The 18,555-nt window shown below is 52.6% G+C and carries 16 protein-coding genes; 13 read left to right on the forward strand and 3 right to left on the reverse strand.

Going from position 1 to position 18,555, the window contains the following annotated elements; translation table 11 throughout:
- Nucleotides 1-97 precede the first annotated feature (97 nt).
- Nucleotides 98-325 carry a hypothetical protein gene (locus H3M12_RS05740; RefSeq protein WP_129032661.1) on the forward strand — a complete coding sequence of 76 codons (228 nt, stop codon included), beginning with the start codon at nucleotides 98-100 and terminating at the stop codon, nucleotides 323-325.
- 29 nt (nucleotides 326-354) lie between these two features.
- Complete coding sequence (locus H3M12_RS05745; protein WP_129032660.1) at nucleotides 355-792, forward strand: type II toxin-antitoxin system PemK/MazF family toxin; 438 nt, start codon at nucleotides 355-357, stop codon at nucleotides 790-792.
- An 88-nt stretch (nucleotides 793-880) separates the two neighbouring features.
- Here H3M12_RS05745 and cbpA read toward each other — a convergent pair whose 3' ends face one another.
- From cbpA to H3M12_RS05760, 3 genes are all read right to left on the reverse strand, one after another.
- Nucleotides 881-1,522 (reverse strand): cyclic di-AMP binding protein CbpA, encoded by a 642-nt coding sequence (cbpA, locus tag H3M12_RS05750; protein WP_129032659.1) that lies wholly within the window; start codon nucleotides 1,520-1,522, stop codon nucleotides 881-883.
- 222 nt (nucleotides 1,523-1,744) lie between these two features.
- Entirely contained in the window at nucleotides 1,745-3,133 is a 1,389-nt protein-coding gene (locus H3M12_RS05755) for a L,D-transpeptidase family protein (RefSeq protein WP_129032658.1), read from the reverse strand.
- A gap of 373 nt (nucleotides 3,134-3,506) precedes the next feature.
- Nucleotides 3,507-4,475 carry an L-lactate dehydrogenase gene (locus H3M12_RS05760; RefSeq protein WP_182151037.1) on the reverse strand — a complete coding sequence of 323 codons (969 nt, stop codon included), beginning with the start codon at nucleotides 4,473-4,475 and terminating at the stop codon, nucleotides 3,507-3,509.
- A gap of 292 nt (nucleotides 4,476-4,767) precedes the next feature.
- Here H3M12_RS05760 and pth point away from each other — a divergent pair, with 292 nt between their 5' ends.
- The 11 genes from pth (at nucleotide 4,768) to dusB (ending at nucleotide 18,553) form a co-directional block, all read left to right on the forward strand.
- Nucleotides 4,768-5,325: an aminoacyl-tRNA hydrolase gene (gene pth, locus H3M12_RS05765; RefSeq protein ID WP_129032656.1), complete on the forward strand. Its 558-nt coding sequence runs from the start codon at nucleotides 4,768-4,770 to the stop codon at nucleotides 5,323-5,325.
- Between the two features lie 17 nt (nucleotides 5,326-5,342).
- A complete protein-coding gene (mfd, locus tag H3M12_RS05770) occupies nucleotides 5,343-8,894 on the forward strand; it encodes a transcription-repair coupling factor (RefSeq protein WP_182150506.1) in 3,552 nt (1,183 codons plus the stop codon).
- A 23-nt stretch (nucleotides 8,895-8,917) separates the two neighbouring features.
- Nucleotides 8,918-10,498 carry a polysaccharide biosynthesis protein gene (locus H3M12_RS05775; RefSeq protein ID WP_129032654.1) on the forward strand — a complete coding sequence of 527 codons (1,581 nt, stop codon included), beginning with the start codon at nucleotides 8,918-8,920 and terminating at the stop codon, nucleotides 10,496-10,498.
- Between the two features lies 1 nt (nucleotide 10,499).
- The gene (locus H3M12_RS05780) at nucleotides 10,500-10,772 is read left to right on the forward strand and encodes an RNA-binding S4 domain-containing protein (RefSeq protein ID WP_129032653.1); all 273 of its coding nucleotides are present in this window, start codon (nucleotides 10,500-10,502) and stop codon (nucleotides 10,770-10,772) included.
- 112 nt (nucleotides 10,773-10,884) lie between these two features.
- Entirely contained in the window at nucleotides 10,885-11,304 is a 420-nt protein-coding gene (locus H3M12_RS05785; RefSeq protein ID WP_129032652.1) for an FtsB family cell division protein, read from the forward strand.
- A gap of 377 nt (nucleotides 11,305-11,681) precedes the next feature.
- A complete protein-coding gene (locus H3M12_RS05790; RefSeq protein WP_129032651.1) occupies nucleotides 11,682-12,230 on the forward strand; it encodes a S1 domain-containing RNA-binding protein in 549 nt (182 codons plus the stop codon).
- A gap of 101 nt (nucleotides 12,231-12,331) precedes the next feature.
- Complete coding sequence (tilS, locus tag H3M12_RS05795) at nucleotides 12,332-13,717, forward strand: tRNA lysidine(34) synthetase TilS (RefSeq protein ID WP_129032650.1); 1,386 nt, start codon at nucleotides 12,332-12,334, stop codon at nucleotides 13,715-13,717.
- On the forward strand, nucleotides 13,710-14,246 hold the full coding sequence (hpt, locus tag H3M12_RS05800) for a hypoxanthine phosphoribosyltransferase (protein WP_129032649.1): 537 nt from the start codon (nucleotides 13,710-13,712) through the stop codon (nucleotides 14,244-14,246). Before tilS ends, hpt begins: the two co-directional genes overlap by 8 nt.
- A gap of 117 nt (nucleotides 14,247-14,363) precedes the next feature.
- Nucleotides 14,364-16,496, forward strand: a complete 2,133-nt coding sequence (ftsH, locus tag H3M12_RS05805; RefSeq protein WP_182150507.1) for an ATP-dependent zinc metalloprotease FtsH — start codon at nucleotides 14,364-14,366, stop codon at nucleotides 16,494-16,496.
- A gap of 147 nt (nucleotides 16,497-16,643) precedes the next feature.
- Nucleotides 16,644-17,531, forward strand: coding sequence for an Hsp33 family molecular chaperone HslO (hslO, locus tag H3M12_RS05810; protein WP_129032647.1), 888 nt, complete (start codon nucleotides 16,644-16,646; stop codon nucleotides 17,529-17,531).
- Nucleotides 17,531-18,553 (forward strand): tRNA dihydrouridine synthase DusB, encoded by a 1,023-nt coding sequence (dusB, locus tag H3M12_RS05815; RefSeq protein ID WP_129032646.1) that lies wholly within the window; start codon nucleotides 17,531-17,533, stop codon nucleotides 18,551-18,553. Before hslO ends, dusB begins: the two co-directional genes overlap by 1 nt.
- The last annotated feature ends 2 nt before the right edge of the window (nucleotides 18,554-18,555 follow it).

An 18,555-nucleotide genomic window follows, 5' to 3' on the forward strand; every position in this document is an offset into this window, starting at 1 on the left:
GTCAGCAGATAAGTCGTTGACAAGGATTGTCGTTTCGCGGGTACGCGATTCGTGGTAAACTATATGGGAAGGTTGTCTCATAACAAGGAGGGTTACCATGATCCGGTCTCAACAAGCAGTCCACCCTAAAATTCGGGTGCAGATTTCTCGCCGTGTTCGGCGTCAGGCGTTAGTTCCGTTACCCGCGGCAGCTGCACAGCGGTTGGCATTGATTATTGGTTACCAGGCGATGGCGTTGATCAATCGGGATTTAACGCGCGCCTTTACGCCCTGCGAGGAAGAAGCGGAGCGCCGGTTAACTCAATTTCGGATGACACAACATTAACTATAATTGAAGATAGGGGATGGCGGCCCATGGCCCGTGTTGAAATAAAACGCGGTGACGTCTTCTTCGCCGATTTATCACCGGTCGTTGGTTCGGAACAGGGTGGCATGCGCCCCGTGTTGGTGATTCAAAACAACGTGGGGAACCACTATAGTCCAACCGTAATCGTGGCGGCAATCACCGCCCGGATCGAGAAGCCGAAGATGCCGACCCATGTCGCAATTTCGGCGGATGATACCGGTATCGAGCGGGATTCCGTCATTTTGCTTGAGCAGGTACGGACGATCGATAAGCAACGATTAAAAGATCAGGTGACACATCTAGATGCCAAGACGATGGCAGCGGTCGATGCCGCGCTAGCGACCAGCATTGGTTTAGCGGATCGGTCCCGGAAGAAACGGCCTAATCGAAATAAAAGTAAATTACATAACAATCAACAGCCGAACCGGCAAACGCGCGTGCAGTAGCGGGCGCGTTTTGACGTTGGTGCGGCCACCAAAATAACCTGAGACGATTTGGTCACAAATCGTCTCAGGTTATTTTGGTTAGCGTTAGTTAACTTTCGTGGCGGAGGTCTTCAATTTCAGGTACGTGGAACTCCTTACGTTCTAGAGCGTGGACGATGCGGTTGAGTTTGTCTTCATCGACCTCGGCGGGCAAGGTGAACATGGTGCGGTGGACCAGTTCGCCTTCCTGAGCGTCCAGACTAATCACACTGGCAATCGAGGTGTATTTGGTGATGACTTTAGCCATGCCTTCAAGGTCACCGCGTTCACCGGCGGAGACCACCGTCAACACGTAACTGCCGATGTTGACGTTCCAGGATTGGGACAGCATGTCCATCAAGCGAGTATGCGTCAAGATACCGTAAAAGGCGTTTTTGTCGTCTAACACCGCGATGTAAGGTAAATCTTTAATGGAAAAGAAGACGTTGAAGAAGGCGGCGTTCACAGAAATGAACTTGGTCGCATTCTTCAGTAGGGATGTCACGGGTAACTGCATATCGCCGCCCCGTGATTTATGGCGGTAAATGTGCATCTTGTAGATGTTTCCCCGAAAAATTTGCCCGGTTTCATCGAGAATCGGCACACAACGGTATCCGGAATCTTCCAAGACCTTTAAGGCCTGTTCCAGGGTAATATCCTCGCGAACCGTCACTAACCGTTCTTTCGGTTTCACTAGGGATTTAAGCAACATAGCAGATGACCTCCTAAAAAATTAGAAAAACTCTCATAATCTTTCCTAATCATACCATATCCGGTCGAAATACGGTAGTAAATTGTTGGTAAAGGTGGGGGGAACTCCCCCACTGTGAGTGACCATCTAAATCAGGAGTGGCGCGAATTGGGGTGGATCACAAAAAAGTCAGGTCAGGGTGATCATACTAGGTCACCTTGACCTGACTTTTTGAGAATTTAATTAAAAGATAATGACGGGCGTGCCGACCTTAACGTTCGCGTAAACTGACGCGATCTTGGAAGGTGGCGTGTTGATGCACCCGTGGGAGCCGTGCTTAACGTACCAGTTGCCCCCATACTTTGGTTGCCAGGAGGAGTCGTGAATTCCGACTCCGGTGTCATCAACGGGCATCCAGTACTTCACCTTCGACGCGTAGCTGGAGCCATCGTCATTTTCACCGCGGAGGGTAGTGTTGCGTTGCTTACTCCAGATGACCCATACCCCAGATGGCGTGTGGTTCCCTGAAGTTGGTTTACCTGTGACCACGTCGGTAGAAACAACGACCTTGCCGTTCTTGTAGACCCACATGTGCTGGTTCTTCTTATCAACTTCCACGTAGGAGTTGCCGATATCCGTACCGTTACTGTGGTAACCGGATCCTTGAATCGTAGGGGTCCGGGACATCCCCTTGGCAGCTAAGACCAATTTGTTGAGGACCGGCGTTTCCTTCTTGACGTTGATGCTCCAACCATACAAACCTGCCTTGACCTTGACCGTGCCCCGCTTGGTAGACTTGAAGGACCGGGTCTTGTTGATGGTCCCGTACTTGTGGCTGAGCTTAGTCAAGTAGGTCTTGATGGCCTTGGTATTCGTCGTCAACTTGTCGTTCTTAAAGGTCAACCAACTGCCCAGAGTGGCCGCCGGGATGGTAATCTTGTGGCCACTTAACTTGTACACGTAACTTTGCTTGGTGATGTTTTCGGCCGTGGTCTTGGCTGTCTTGAACGTCTTGCTAGTTGTCGTCACCTTGGGTTGCTTGTAGTCACCCGCCACGTTGACCGTCGAGGTTCCCTTTTCGATGGCGGCGGTGATGGACGCGGCGACCTTAGTAGCGTCCAATTGGTTCCCTTTAACTTCCTTCGTCACGTTGAAATGGCCGTTTTGATAGGTGAACGAAGCGTCTTTTGCCGCCTTACGACTGGTGTTGGCTTTCGCCGTCAGCCGCTTGGCAAGGGCTAAAATGCTTTGTTGGTTTTGATCGCTAGCGTTGAGTTTCAAACTATCCGCGGTCGCAGTCGTCAAATGCGCCGGCCACTGCCAGACGTTTTGTCGATTGATAAGTTGTTGAAGGGCCTTCGTTGACGTGACCTTGAGGTTGGCTTGCTGGGTCTTGAACGTGGCAACGGTTTGGTTACCGTCCTTCAACGTCAACGATTGGTTACGCATTGCACTTTTGAGTTTGGCTGCCGCTTGTTGGGCTGTGCTGCCCCCAACGTTAACGCCCGCGATTTCTGTATCCTTAAAAAAGGCGTTAGCGGATGAATAATGGAGTGCTTCTCCAACGTAAATGGCGCCCACCGCAACACAGGCGGTGACCAGGCCAATCACGATTGCTTTTCGTTTTTTCATATTATTACCCCTCCTAGAAATGAGCCAGTGGAGGAAAAATCGTCATCCTTAACTGTCACCAATATCATATCATCAGGTTACTTCAAATAGCCTTAAAAGACAATGTAAACGCAGTTTTTGTGAGGGGTTGCAACGTTGATATAACAGGCTTCATCTCATTTTGAAAAAACTTTGGCAGGCTGAAAGTTTTGCTGATGAATTATCCTGGCTGGGCATTATCATTCAGCTTGAAGAGTTAGTTTGGTGGAGAAATCCCGCTGGGGCGGGGAACCTGTACGCCACAAAAAAACAGGCCACCTCAACATGTTCTGTCAAGGTAGCCTGCTATCGCCCTGTAAACCAGTAGTTCGCGGGACGCATTTAACGGTGGTAATTAGTTGTTTTCAAGGGCAGCTAAGCCATCCTTCGTAACCTTCTTCAAGGTTGCGGCGGAGTTAGCCATAGCTTCCTTTTCCTTGTCGGAAAGTGGGATTTCAACCACGCTAGCCAAACCGTTAGCGTTGATGACCGCCGGCGTTCCGATAAAGATGTCATCCAACCCGTATTCGCCGTTCAATGCGGCCCCAACAGGTAAGACGGCGTTTTCATCACGCAAGATAGCGCGCGTGATCCGCATCAAGCAGGTGGCAACCCCATAGAAAGTTGCGCCCTTGCGGTTGATGATTTCGTAGGCCTTGTTCCGGGTAGCGTCTTCGATCTTAGTCAGATCATCGTCAGTCAAGCCCTTTTCCTTGGCGATGGCCTTCAATGGCTTGCCGGCAACCGTTGCTTCGTCGTAAGCGGCGAATTCGGAGTCACCGTGTTCACCCATGATGTAGGCGTTCACGTCGCGAGGGTCAACGTCAATCTTGTTGGCCAAAGCAACCCGTAAGCGGGCCGTGTCCAGAGAAGTCCCGGAACCAATAACCTTTTCCTTTGGGAAGCCAGAGAACTTCCAAGTAGCGTAGGTCAAGATGTCGACTGGGTTAGCAGCAACGACGAAGATACCATCGAAACCGGAATCAACGACTGGCTTAACAATGGAAGACAAGATCTTTAAGTTCTTGTTGACCAGATCCAACCGTGTTTCGCCGGGCTTTTGTGGGGCACCAGCAGTGATGACAACAACGTCAGCATCCTTAGCGTCAGAATATTCACCGGAGTAAACCTTCTTAGGAGCGGTAAAGACTTGGGCATCTTCAAGGTCCAATGCGTCTCCTTCAGTCCGCTTCTTAATCACATCCACAATTACGAATTCTTCGGCAATACCTTGGTTCATCATTGAGTAGGCGTAAGACGAGCCAACGGCACCGTCACCGACTAAAACAACTTTTTGATGATTCTTAGCAGTCAAATTCTTCATCTCCTAATAAATTTTGACATCCAGGTACGCTATAATACCCATCAGTAAGTATAACATGTTCCGTAACCAGCGACTACGACTGGAACGAGGAAATTTCACAAACTAAGGGGGAATACCAGGTGAACGACTGTGCCCGGTCGTGGTGGATGAACTTGCCTAGGGACTGTGCTATACTGGGAGCAGTTGACTAAGAACGGTAAGGCTAACAGCCAGCTGAACGGGAAATTTTTCCGTCCAGCTATTTTGTTTCTAGTCTAAAATCTAACGCATGCTAAGGGAGAACTTAATTAAAATGAAAATGATTGTTGGTTTGGGTAACATTGGGCCCCAGTACGATAATACGCGCCACAATACCGGCTTTATGGTGGTCGATGCGTTTGCCCGGGCTCACCAAATTGACCTGACGACCCGCAAGATGAACGCTCGGTACGGCACGGGCCTAGTCAACGGTGAAAAAGTGATGATCGTGAAACCGACGACGTTTATGAACGAGTCGGGTCGGGCCGTTCACCCGCTGATGCAGTACTACAAAGTAGACGTCAGTGATTTGATTGTCGTCCAAGACGATATGGACTTGCCATTAGGGCGGATTCGGCTCCGGAACCACGGCTCTGCCGGTGGCCATAACGGCATCAAGAGTTTGATTGCGCACGTAGGCACTCAGAACTTTGCTCGGGTCAGAGTCGGCATTGCCCACCCGCAACAGCACACCGTCGTGGATTACGTGTTGGGGCGCTTTACGGCCGAGCAACAACCATTGTTCAATCAAGCCAGTGACCACGCCGTTGCTGCCTTGGAAGACTGGGTTGCGGGGACCGAATTTACGCAGTTAATGAACCAGTACAACTAAGATAGGAAGTTATTCGTGTGAATTTAGAAGGATTTTTGACCCAAACACCGGCCTACACGGCGATTCGGCAGGCGGTTGCGCCGGGTCAGCGACAACTCGTGACCGGGCTCAACGGTTCGGCCGAGACGTTGCTGATTGCTAGCCTCCTTCATGACCAGCAACGATCGATCGTGTACGTGACGGATACTCTCTACCACGCCGGGAAATTGGTGGAAGACCTGGCCAATATCTTAGGTGACGACGAATTGTACGAGTTCCCGGTGGAAGAATTGTTAGCGGCGGAAGTCGCGACCAGTTCACCAGAGTACCGGGCGGAACGGATCGCTGCTTTACGGGCGTTACAAAGTGACCGGCCGGTCGTAGTCGTCACGGCCTTATCGGGCTTGCGGCGTTTCTTACCGGCCCCCGCGAACTTTGCGGCGGCACGATTTGCCGTCAAAGTGGGTGCCGACATGGACCTAGAACAGTTACAGCAACAGCTTTTTGCCATGGGCTATACGCCCCAAAAATTAGTCGCAGCACCCGGGGACTTCGCGGTCCGCGGGTCAATTGTCGATATCTATCCGTTGGGCACGGACTATCCGGTCCGCATCGACTTCTTCGATACCGAAGTGGATTCGCTGCGATACTTCGATCCAGCCACGCAACGCAGTGTGGAAAACATCGACCAAGTTGAAATCTTACCCGCGACCGACTTTATTTTAACGGCAGCGGAACGGACGGCAGGGGCCCAGGCGTTGAGCCAGGCGTTAGCGACGCAGACCGCTGAGCTATCAGCGGACGATGCCACGACGTTGACCACCCAGGTCCAACCATTGATCGATGGCTTGAAGAAGGGATCCATCGACCCGCAACTGATGGAATTTGCCGATTACTTGTTTCCGGACCATCACCAGATCTTGGATTACCTGGCGGCGGACGGGACCGTGCTATTCGGCGATTACGCTCGATTGCAAGATGGTGAACGTCAGCTCTTAGAAGACGAAGCCAATTGGGCGACTGATAAGCTGGCCCACCACCAGATTTTTGCCAAGCAGACCTTCGGCGGGGAACTCCGGCCCATCGTGCGCGATGATCCCCATGCGCAGATTATGCTGGCCCTGTTTCAAAAGGGGATGGGGAATCTCCGATTCACGGCGGTGACCAACGTGGTGACGCGGGCCATGCAACAGTTCTTTAGCCAGTTACCCGTGATGAAGACTGAAATCGACCGCTGGCACCACCAGAAGCAGACCGTGGTGCTATTGGTTCAGGACGAAGAACGGTTGGCGAAGATTGAAAAAACGCTAGACGACTTTGAGATTCAAGTGGTGTTGACCAAGCGGGAGAATCTCCAGCCAGGAATCACCCAGTTGGTCCCGGAACGGCTGCAGACCGGTTTTGAATTGCCGGAAGCTAACTTGGTGGTCATCACCGAAGCCGAGATGTTTCAAAAGATTACGAAGAAACGGCCGCGACGGCAGAACATGGCCAACGCGGAACGTTTAAAGAGTTACACTGATTTAAAACCCGGTGACTACGTGGTGCACGTCAACCACGGGATTGGGAAGTTCATCGGGATGCAGACGTTGACCGTCGATGGGGTCCATCAGGATTACATGACCATCGATTATCAGGACAACGCGCAGTTGTTTATTCCGGTCACCCAACTTAACCTGATTCAAAAGTACGTGTCGTCGGAAGACAAGAAGCCCCGCATCAACAAGTTGGGCGGCTCCGAGTGGGCCAAGACTAAGCGCAAGGTCGCCGCAAAGATTGAAGATATCGCCGATGAATTGGTCGACCTCTACGCCAAGCGGGCGGCAGAAAAGGGCTATGCCTTCCCGCCGGATGATAGTCTCCAGATCGACTTTGACCAAAGTTTTCCGTACGTGGAAACGCCGGACCAGTTACGGTCAATCAAGGAAGTCAAGCACGACATGGAGAAGTCGCGGCCGATGGACCGGCTCTTAGTCGGTGACGTGGGCTACGGGAAGACCGAAGTTGCGTTACGGGCGGCCTTTAAGGCGGTCGAAGCCGGCAAACAGGTGGCCTTTCTGGTGCCAACGACCATTTTGGCGCAACAACACTATGACATCATGGTCAGCCGTTTTGAAGGGTACCCCATCAACGTCGAGATGTTCTCCCGGTTCCGGACCACCAAGCAGATCCACCAATCATTAAAGGACCTGGAAAGTGGGAAACTCGACATCGTGGTGGGGACCCACCGGTTATTGTCGAAAGACGTGAAGTTCAAGAACTTAGGCTTGGTGCTGGTCGATGAGGAACAACGCTTCGGGGTCAAGCATAAGGAACGGTTGAAGGAATTGAAGGCCAACGTGGATGTGTTGACGTTGACCGCAACGCCGATTCCGCGGACCTTGCACATGTCAATGCTCGGGGTCCGTGACCTTTCCGTGATCGAGACGCCACCGGCGAACCGGTTCCCGATTCAGACCTACGTGATGGAACAAAATGCGGGGGCCATTCAAGACGGGATTCGCCGGGAGATGCAACGGGGCGGTCAGGTCTTCTACCTGCATAACCGGGTGGACGACATCGAGAAGACCGTTAGTCAGCTTCAGGCGTTGGTGCCGGAAGCGCAGATTGGCTACATTCACGGGCAGATGACCGAGGCCCAGCTTGAAGGGGGCCTCTTTGACTTTCTGCGCGGTGAATACGACGTGTTGGTCACCACGACCATCATCGAGACCGGAATCGATATCCCGAACGCGAACACCTTGTTCGTGGAAAATGCCGACCGGATGGGCCTGTCACAGCTCTATCAGTTGCGCGGACGGATTGGCCGAAGCAACCGAGTGGCCTACGCGTACTTCACCTATCAACCGAATAAGGTCTTGACCGAAGTCAGTGAAAAGCGCCTGGAGGCCATCAAGGACTTCACCGAATTAGGGTCCGGCTTTAAAATTGCCATGCGGGACCTCTCGATTCGGGGCGCGGGTAATTTGCTGGGGAAGCAACAACACGGGTTCATCAATTCCGTGGGGTACGACTTGTATACCCAGATGCTCAGCGATGCCGTGGCCAAGAAGCGGGGACAAACGGCGCAACCGAAGACGGATACCACCGTAGAACTGGGTGTGGAAGCCTACCTGCCGAGCGACTACATCGAAGACGAACAACAGAAAATCGAGATGTATAAGCGGATTCGGCAGTTGGATAGTGACGATGAAGTCAGTGAGATTCAAGCTGATCTGATTGACCGGTTTGGCGACTACCCGAAGCCCGTGGCCCAGTTGCTAACGATTGGCCAGTTGAAGCTGGCTGCCGACTTGGCATTGATTGAAAAGCTGCGGCGGGTCAACGGCGATGTCTTCGTCACGGTCTCTAAACAGGGGACCGATATTCTCGGCGGCGAAGACGTCTTCAAGGCCTTGGCCGCAACTGAGCTGAAGGCGACGGTCACCATCAACGACGACCGGCTGCACGTGAAGCTGGTCATCCAACCGAAGATGACGGTCGATGACTGGTTGCCACAAGTGCAACAGTTCGTGTCGGCGTTACGCGACATCGTGGTGCAGACCACGGCCCCGCAAAAGTCGACCGACCAATCATCGACGAGTAAATAAGGTCACAGTAAAGGAGGGCGGCCATGGGGGCACGCAACGTAACTCAAACCCTAAGGGGCGCCTTGGTCTTATCCAGTGCGGCGTTCATTGCGAAGGTCTTAAGTGCAATCTACCGGGTCCCGTTTCAAAACCTGGTGGGCGACACCGGCTTTTACGTCTACCAGCAAGTCTACCCGTTGTACGGGATTGGCATGACTTTGGCTTTGAGCGGATTACCGGTGTTCATTTCTAAGTTAGTGGCGGACGCGCCCGACCTGGCCAGTCAGCAGTGGGTCGCTCGGCGGGTCTACCACTGGACGTTGGGGCTGGCCGTGGGATTGTTCTTGGCATTGCAATTGGGGGCGCCCGGGCTAGCCTTAGGCATGGGGGACACCCGGTTGACCGCTTTGATTCGGATGGTCTCCTGGATGTTTCTGGTGATGCCCGAGTTAGCCGTAAGCCGCGGGTATTACCAGGGAAGGTTACAGATGTTCCCCACGGCTCGCTCACAGGTCATCGAACAACTAGTGCGTGTCGTGATTATTTTGGTGGTTGCCTGGTGGGCGACCACCCACGACTGGTCAGTCTACGCGATGGGGACCGGCACCATGGTCAGTGGGACCTTGGCCGCCTTAGCTGCTTGGGCCGCTCTACCGCATTGGCGCCGACCGGTGAGTGGACCCGTAACGGCAACGCCACATTTAGGCCGCCGGTTATTGGTCGAAGGTGGCACCCTGTGCTTGTTAACGGCCATCATGGTGGTCTTGCAGTTGATTGACTCCTTTACCGTTAAAAACGGGCTAGTCGCTGGTGGGATGAGTAATTCGGCCGCCAAGAGTTTAAAGGGGGTCTATGATCGGGCCCAGCCCCTGGTCCAATTAGGTTTGGTCGTGGCGGTTGCTTTTGCAACGTCATTGTTGCCGGCCTTGACCAGTGCGGCCCATCACCGGCAAGCTCAGACCTTTAAACGCCTGACCACCACCATGATGCGGCTGGCTTTGGTGATTGCAACGGCGGCCAGTGCAGGCTTGATTACCCTGATGCCCTGGATCAACCAGTTGCTCTTTGGGGATGCAAAGGGAACGGAGATGCTGGCGATTTATATGGGCAGCATCGTGTTTGCGACGCTGATTCAAACCTATAATAGTGTGTTACAGAGTCGCAATCAGTTTAAATTGACCGTGGTCGCGTTACTGAGCGGCTTAGTGGTCAAAGCTAGCGTGAATCAGACCGCCGTGCACCTTTGGGGTGGCCTGGGCGCCAGTCTGGTGACCGTCGGCAGTTTAGCGGTCATGACAGCCATCATTTGGTTCGGCTCGGCACCGCAGTTGCGCCGGGGAATCTGGACCGTGGCGTTCGGGGTGAAACTCATCGGGTGTTTAGCCGGGATGGTAGCCACTGTAACGATCGCTAAACTGAGCTTGCAGGCTCTGATCCCGGCCCTTACCCAGAGTCGCTTAGCAATCGGTGGGGCCTTGGTCGTGGTGATTGGCGTGGGCGTCGTGGTGTTTATCGTGGCGGCGCTTAGTTGCCGGTTACTCACCGTGCGTGAATGGCTAACCTTACCGCACGCGGCGGGGCTCTTACGTTACTGGCAAAAATTGACTCAACATGGAGGAAAATAAAATGCGTTTAGATAAATTTTTGAAAGTCTCACGGATTATCAAGCGGCGGTCGGTCGCTAAAGAAATCGCCGACAAGGGTCGCATTCTGATCAATGGCAAGGTCGCCAAGTCCTCAAGTGACGTGGCGACGAACGACGAGTTGGTGATCAAGTTTGGTAATAAGACGTTAACTGTCAAGGTTGACGCTTTGTTAGAAACCACCAAGAAGGACGATGCGGAACGGATGTACACCATCGTCAAGGAAGACTACGCTCAAGATTTTCGGCAACTTTAACCGATTAAATATGACGAATGTTTTACATTGTGGTCAATAAACTAGACGGTCAATTTGAAAGTTGCTATACTCAAGTTAACTAATCTGGTAGAGTTCTGTGGGGTGAACGAGAATGGCAGACGATAAACCGGTCCAAACAACCAAGGTCCAACACTTAGAAAATGAGTATGCACGACAGCTAGCACGACAAAAGGAACCCACGGTGTCGATTCAGCATCATGGGTTGAAACGGCGACGGGTGCGGCGAGCATTACGGATTTTTGCGGTTTTTGCTGTGTTTGCGCTGATCTTGGGGGTTCAATTGGTCCGGACGAACGCAAGTCTGCATCACGTTAACCAGAAAGTCGAAGCCAGCGAACAACGCTTGGATAAGGCCAAGGACACCAACGCTAAGTTGAAGTTAAAAGTTAAACAGCTCAATAATAAGGATTACTTGGGGCAGTTGATTCGCTCGAAGTATTACTACTCGAAGTCCGGGGAGACTATTTATAGCTTACCCGGAGATCACGCTAAGGACGTGACTGAGAAGTAGGGACAAATTAAACGGACTAACGAGTTTCTAGGGGGCACCCCCCCTGGAAGCTCGTTTTTTTGCGTGTCACCTTGTTCAGTGAGCGGGCAATCAGTTAGGTGGCTGACCTAGTAAAACGGTTACCATAACCCGAAGTTTTCTGATTATTTTTGGGGGTGGACCAAAGAAACATGTTAGACTGAATGGTAGTTGGCTGGAGGGAATGACCAGTCCACTTTCAGGGTGCAATCAAGTGTAACTGAAAGGCCAAAATCACGGAAAATTCACGGTGACGTCGTCCCACTCGCACCGCGAAATAAACCCGATTTTGAAGGTTTGGGATTAGCTTGAGTTGTGGTATACTGAAGGCACTTATTTTAAGGAGGAACTTCTTGTTTATGGCAATCGAGGTTGGAGCTAAGGTTTCCGGAAAGGTCTCCGGAATTACGAACTTTGGCGCATTTGTTGATTTGGGTGACCACAAGACCGGGTTAGTCCACATTAGTGAAATTTCTGACGGATACGTGAAGGATATTCACGACGTTTTATCCGTAGGTGATGAGGTCACAGTTAGGGTCTTGACTGTGGGTAATGATGGGAAGATTGGGTTATCGATCCGTAAGGCAAAAGATCGCCCAGCAACTGAACACGCCCATCGACCGCACAATAACGATCATCGCGGCGGCAACGAACACCGGGGCAACTTCCATAATAACTGCGGCGGTCACGGTGAGCACGGTCATGGTGGTAATCGGCGCTTTGAAAATAATGGCTCACGCTCCCACCATGGATCGGCTAACGGCCGATTTGCTGGGCATCACTCGAACCATAAAGAGAATTTTGACGATATGATGTCGGGGTTCTTGAAGCAAAGTGAAGACCGGTTAGCAACGATCAAACGCAATACTGAAGGTAAGCGCGGCGGTCGTGGCGGTCGGCGGAGCTAGAACCTGCTCGCCACGTTGACGATCAAGAACGAACAAGGGTCGCACCCGTTGCGGCCCTTTTGTTTTAGAGTGGCCGGGTCAAGTAAAGGGGGAGGGCCCACGTGACATTGGAAACTGAATTTCGGCGGCATTGGCGCCAGCACTCCTGGTCTCAGGCTAAGCGGGGATTGGTGGCCGTGTCGACGGGGGTGGATTCGATGGTGCTGTTGACCTTACTGGCAAACTTGCCAACGGCTGAGCGGCCCCAGTTGACCGTGGTGCACGTGAACCACGAACTACGGGCCCAGAGCCAACGCGAAGAAGCCTTTTTGACGCGGTGGTGTGCCGAGCGGCAGTTGCCGTTAGTGGTGACCCACTGGCCGCGTACCCAACACCCCAAACAGGGACTGGAGAATGCGGCCCGGCAGTTTCGGTACGCTTTCTTTGCCGAACAACTCCGGCAACAGCACGCTGACTGGGTCGCCACGGCGCACCAAAGCGATGAGCAGGCCGAGACCATTTTGCTCAAGCTTTTGCGCGGCGGCAATCTGGCCCAACTCACGGGAATGGCGGCGAGTCGACCGTTAGGCGTGGGGCGGGTGATTCACCCATTACTGCCTTTTACCAAGCAACAGTTACGCACGTACGCCACGACACAACAGATTCCATGGTTTGAAGACGCGACGAATCAAGATTTAGTGGCTAGTCGCAACCGAATCCGGCACCAGGTACTACCGGTGTTACACCAGCAAAATCCGCAGGCCGGCGCCCACCTGGTCGACTACGGCCAGCAACTTACGGCGGTCCTGCAAGTGGCTGACCGGGCGTTGGACGCGCAACTGGCGATCATCGTCACGAATTGGCAGCCGGTTAGTGGGCGAATCCCGTTACTGCTAGCTCAGCCGGTGAGCGAACAACGGTTATTGTTAGCGCGGCTGATCAAGCGACTAGCGCCCACTTTAAGTACGCAAGCGACCCGGCTCGACCAGGCATTGCACCTGTTAGGGAACGCGCAACGAGCCACAGGCCAGATTGACTTGGGGGCCGGTTGGGTCCTGACGAAGCAGTACCGGACATTTCACTTAAAAAAGTCCACAAAATTCGGAGAAAAATCCGTGGCGAAATTTAGTTTTATGGTAGACTTGAACCAATGGCAACCGGTTGGGGACAATCGGTTGCTGGGCGTTTTTCAAACGCCACCCGCGGCGTTGCCCCAGCGGCAAGTGGTCGCGTTGACCACCGCTGATTTTCCGTTGACGGTCCGCTCGTGGCAAGCTGCTGATACTTTGCGGTTAGCTAATGGGCAACATCAGACGGTTCGGCGCGCACTGATCAACGCGAAGGTGCCCCGAGCGCAACGGGCGCAGGTGGCCGTTTTAGTCACCGCGCAGGGCGCCGTTTTGGCGGCTCTGGGTGTGAAGTGGTCGGTCTTACCGCCACGGGCACACACGACAAACTATCACATTGGCATTCAGCCAAGATCGGCGAAAGGGGAACAGCATGAATAACGATATTGAAAAGGTCCTGTACAGCGAGGAAGACATAGCCGCGGCTTGTAAACGTTTAGGGACCCAGTTGGCAAAGGATTACCAAGGAAAGACGCCGTTGATTATCTGTGTCTTAAAGGGGGCTATCTTATTCATGACCGATGTGATTCGGGACATGGATATTTACGCCGAAATTGACTTCATTGATGTCTCTAGTTATCACGGGGGCACGGCTTCTTCGGGGACCATCACCCTGTTGAAGGACCTAGACACAGACGTTGCCGGACGGGACGTTTTGTTAGTTGAAGACATTATCGATACCGGACGGACCTTGAAGTATTTGGAAGACTTACTGAAGGAACGGCAAGCCAAGTCCATTAAGGTCTGCACGTTGATGGATAAACCGAGTGGCCGCGTGGTTGAAGCCAAGGCGGATTACGTAGGTTTCAACGTCCCTAGTGAGTTTGTCGTGGGTTACGGGTTGGATTACGACGAAAAATATCGTAACCTCCCGTACGTCGGTGTTTTGAAGCCGGCAGTTTATAGATAAATAATTAGTCAACGATAGTCAATTGTGATAACATCTTATTTAGTTAAAGGGGCATAAGCTCTAAATTTCGTTCCCATCTGTGATTAGATTGGGAACTGTGGGTAAAGGAGGCACGACATGAATAATCGACGAAACGGACTGTTTCGTAGCAGCCTGTTTTACATTGTGGTCTTCTTGTTGATCATTGGTGTGTTCTATTTATTTAATGGAAATAACACCAACTCACAATCCCAAGAAATCCAATCGAGTCAATTCGTCAAAGACCTGAACGCGAATAAGATTAAGAGTTTTTCTATTCAGCCTTCCGGGGGCGTCTACAAGATTACCGGGGAGTACCGGAACGCGCAAAAGCGGACCACGAACACCGGCTTTAGCCTAGGTGGTTCGAAGAGTACTGCTGTAACGGCCTTTAGCACCCAAGTCTTGACTAACAACTCGACGGTTTCCGCGATTGATAAGACTGCCAAGAAGCACAATGTCAAGATGAATACCAAAGCGGAGGAATCAAGCGGCTTCTGGCTGAACTTATTAGTTTACGCTGCACCACTAGTCATTTTCTTCTTCTTCTTCTTCTACATGATGATGGGTCAAGCCGGCCAAGGTGGCGGCAATGGTCGAGTCATGAACTTTGGGAAGTCCAAAGCCAAACCGGCGGACAGTAAAGAGAACAAGGTTCGCTTTGCGGACGTTGCTGGTGAGGAAGAGGAAAAGCAAGAACTGGTCGAAGTGGTTGAGTTCTTGAAGAATCCGCGGAAATTTGTTTCGTTGGGCGCCCGGATACCATCCGGGGTCTTGCTCGAGGGCCCGCCAGGAACTGGGAAAACGTTGTTGGCGAAGGCCGTTGCCGGTGAAGCTGGCGTTCCATTCTACTCGATTTCAGGTTCTGATTTCGTGGAAATGTTCGTTGGTGTCGGGGCTAGCCGTGTCCGGGATCTGTTTGAACAGGCCAAGAAGGCCGCACCTTCTATCATCTTTATTGATGAAATCGATGCGGTTGGTCGTCAACGGGGTGCCGGCATGGGCGGTGGCCACGACGAACGAGAACAAACGCTGAACCAATTACTGGTTGAAATGGACGGGTTTACCGGAAGCGAAGGCGTCATTGTCATGGCGGCGACGAACCGGTCCGATGTTTTGGACCCCGCCTTACTACGGCCAGGACGGTTTGACCGGAAGATCTTGGTTGGCCGACCAGATGTTAAGGGTCGGGAAGCCATTCTGAAGGTCCACGCCAAGAACAAGCCATTGGCTAATGATGTCGATTTGAAAGAAATCGCCAAGCAGACGCCGGGCTTTGTCGGGGCTGACTTGGAAAACCTCTTGAATGAAGCGGCCTTGTTAGCTGCTCGGCGGAATAAGACGCAGGTCGATGCTTCCGACTTAGACGAAGCCGAAGACCGAGTCATTGCCGGGCCTGCTAAGAAGGACCGAGTCATCAGTCCTAAGGAACGCAAGACCGTGGCGTACCATGAAGCCGGTCATACACTGGTGGGCTTGGTCTTGAACGACGCCCGGGTTGTTCATAAGGTCACGATCGTTCCGCGGGGCCGTGCTGGCGGGTACGCCATCATGTTGCCACGAGAAGATCAAATGTTGATGTCTAAGAAGAACGCCATGGAACAAATTGCCGGGTTAATGGGTGGTCGGACGGCCGAAGAATTGATTTTCCATTCCGAATCGTCCGGGGCTTCGAATGACTTTGAGCAAGCCACGCAGATTGCGCGGGCCATGGTGACCCAATACGGAATGAGTGACGCCGTCGGAACGGTGGCGTTGGAAAGTGCCGGTGGCCAACCATTTGCTGGGGCCGGGTACTATAACCAACCCGCTTACTCTGAACACACGGCCAGCTTGATTGACAGTGAAGTCCGGCGCCTGATTAACGAAGGGCACGAGACGGCACGGAAGATCCTCGAAGAGCACAAGGCAGAACACAAGATTATTGCGGAAGCCTTGCTGAAGTACGAGACGCTGGACGAAAAGCAAATTCTCAGTTTGTATCAGACTGGGAAGATGCCGGAAAAGGACAGCGATGCTGAATTTCCGAGTGAAAAGGCGGCCACGTTTGAAGAATCCAAGCGTGAACTAGAACGTCGGGAAGCGGCTCGTCACGCCGACACGCAAGCGAAATTAGCGTCGTCAGCAGCCAGCAGCGAAGCCAACCAAACTGGTGACGGGGATTCCTCCGCATCGAGTTCTGCGGCTAGCTCAGCAGCGGATGATGAGCACCATTCAGATGATTCCGAATAAGCACTACCATCAAGGGGCCTGGGAACTGTTTCCCAGGCCTTTTTGTGTTTCTGGTCTGGGATGTTAAGAGGCGGGATATTTGCAAAAGCGCGTTTTTTTGGTATGGTAAGGCATGATAAACTGACAGGTGAAAGGAAAGACAAACGAATGGCAGATTACTTAATTAAGAGTTTAATTGCGGATGGCATGTTTCGGGCTTACGCCATGGACGCAACGGATACGGTCGCGGAGGCTCAACGGCGCCATGATAGTTGGAGCGCGGCAACGGCGGCGTTAGGCCGGACCCTGATTGGGACAGTGTTACTCTCAACGTCACTGCTTAAGGGTGATGAGAAGTTAACGGTCAAGGTCGACGGCCACGGTCCAGTCGGCGCCATTGTGGCGGACGGCAATGCGGACGGAACGGTCAAAGGCTACCTCCAATACCCGCACACGAGCTTGCCGTTGAACCCTAAGCACAAACTGGACGTTAAAAAGGCGGTTGGCACTAACGGGATGTTGACGGTCACGAAGGATCAGGGGTTAGGTCAACCGTACACCGGCCAAGTCCCATTGGTTTCAGGTGAATTGGGTGAAGACTTTACCTATTATTTGGCGAAGTCTGAACAGATTCCAAGTTCCGTGGGGGTCTCAGTTTTCGTAGAACCTGATAACACGGTCAAAGTCGCTGGTGGATTTATGATTCAGGTGATGCCTGGTGCTTCAGACGAAGCAATTGCGCGACTGGAGAAACGGCTCAAGGAAATGCCGATGGTGTCGGAACTCCTCTTGGACGGTCAAAAGCCGGAAGACATTTTACGACTCTTATTCCCAGACGAAGACATTCAAATTTTGCAAAAGCTGCCGGTCGAGTTCAAGTGTGATTGTTCAAAGGACCGCTTTGCTTCCGCACTGGCGTCCGTATCAGCCGACGCTATTCAAGAGATGATCGATCAAGATCACGGAGCCGAAGCCGTTTGTCACTTCTGTGGGAACAAGTATCAGTTCTCAGAAGATGACTTGCGGGCAATCTTAGCTCACGCCCAGGCGAAATAATGAACGATACGCCTTGGAAAATTGGCAACGTCACGATTCCTAACCGGGTGGTCGTGGCCCCGATGGCGGGGGTGACGAACGTGGCCTTTCGAGTCATTTGTAAGGAGTTTGGCGCTGGTTTGGTCGAATGCGAGATGATTTCAGGAGCGGGGATTCACTACCAGAATCCTCGAACCTTAGACATGATGGCGGTCAATCCGCACGAACACCCCATGAGCATCCAAATCTTCGGCGGCACCGAGGAAACTTTGGTCCAGGCCGCTCAGTTTGTGGATCAACAGACTCCAGCCGATATCATTGATATTAATATGGGCTGCCCGGTCAATAAGGTGGTTAATACGGAAGCCGGGGCAAAATGGCTACTGGATCCAGATAAGGTCTACCACATGGTTAAAGCAGTCGTGGCGGCCGTAGACAAGCCGGTCACGGTCAAGATGCGGACCGGTTGGGATGACCACCACTTGTACGCAGTGGATAACGCGTTGGCGGCGCAAAGTGCGGGGGCTAGCGCCCTGGCAATGCACGGGCGGACACGGAAACAAATGTATCAGGGACACGCCGATTGGGAGTTGTTGGCGCAAGTGGCTCAACAGCTGACCATTCCCTTTATGGGCAACGGCGATGTGCGGACGCCACAAGATGCGCAACGCATGTTGACGGAAGTTGGCGCGGATGCTGTGATGATTGGGCGTGCCGTCATGGGGAATCCCTGGTTATTGAAACGCGTTAATCATTACCTGACAACGGGGGAACTCTTACCGGAAGCAACCCCAACACAGAAGGTAAAATGGGCCCAGGCACATTTGCACGCGCTATGTTTAGCCAAGGGCCCCCAAGATGGCCCCCGCGACTTTCGCAATCAGGTGGCCTACTATCTGAAAGGGATTCCGCACGCGGCCCGGACTAAAGTTGCGTTGGCGGACGCCACGGATGAGGAGACCATGCACACGCTGTTGGCCCGCTTCTTGAATCAGTTGGCCACGAGTAGTCGGGACCGACCGGTTCGACGGTATCGTGATTAATC

The sequence above is a fragment of the Levilactobacillus suantsaii genome, assembly GCF_014069315.1.
Lineage (GTDB): Bacteria > Bacillota > Bacilli > Lactobacillales > Lactobacillaceae > Levilactobacillus > Levilactobacillus suantsaii.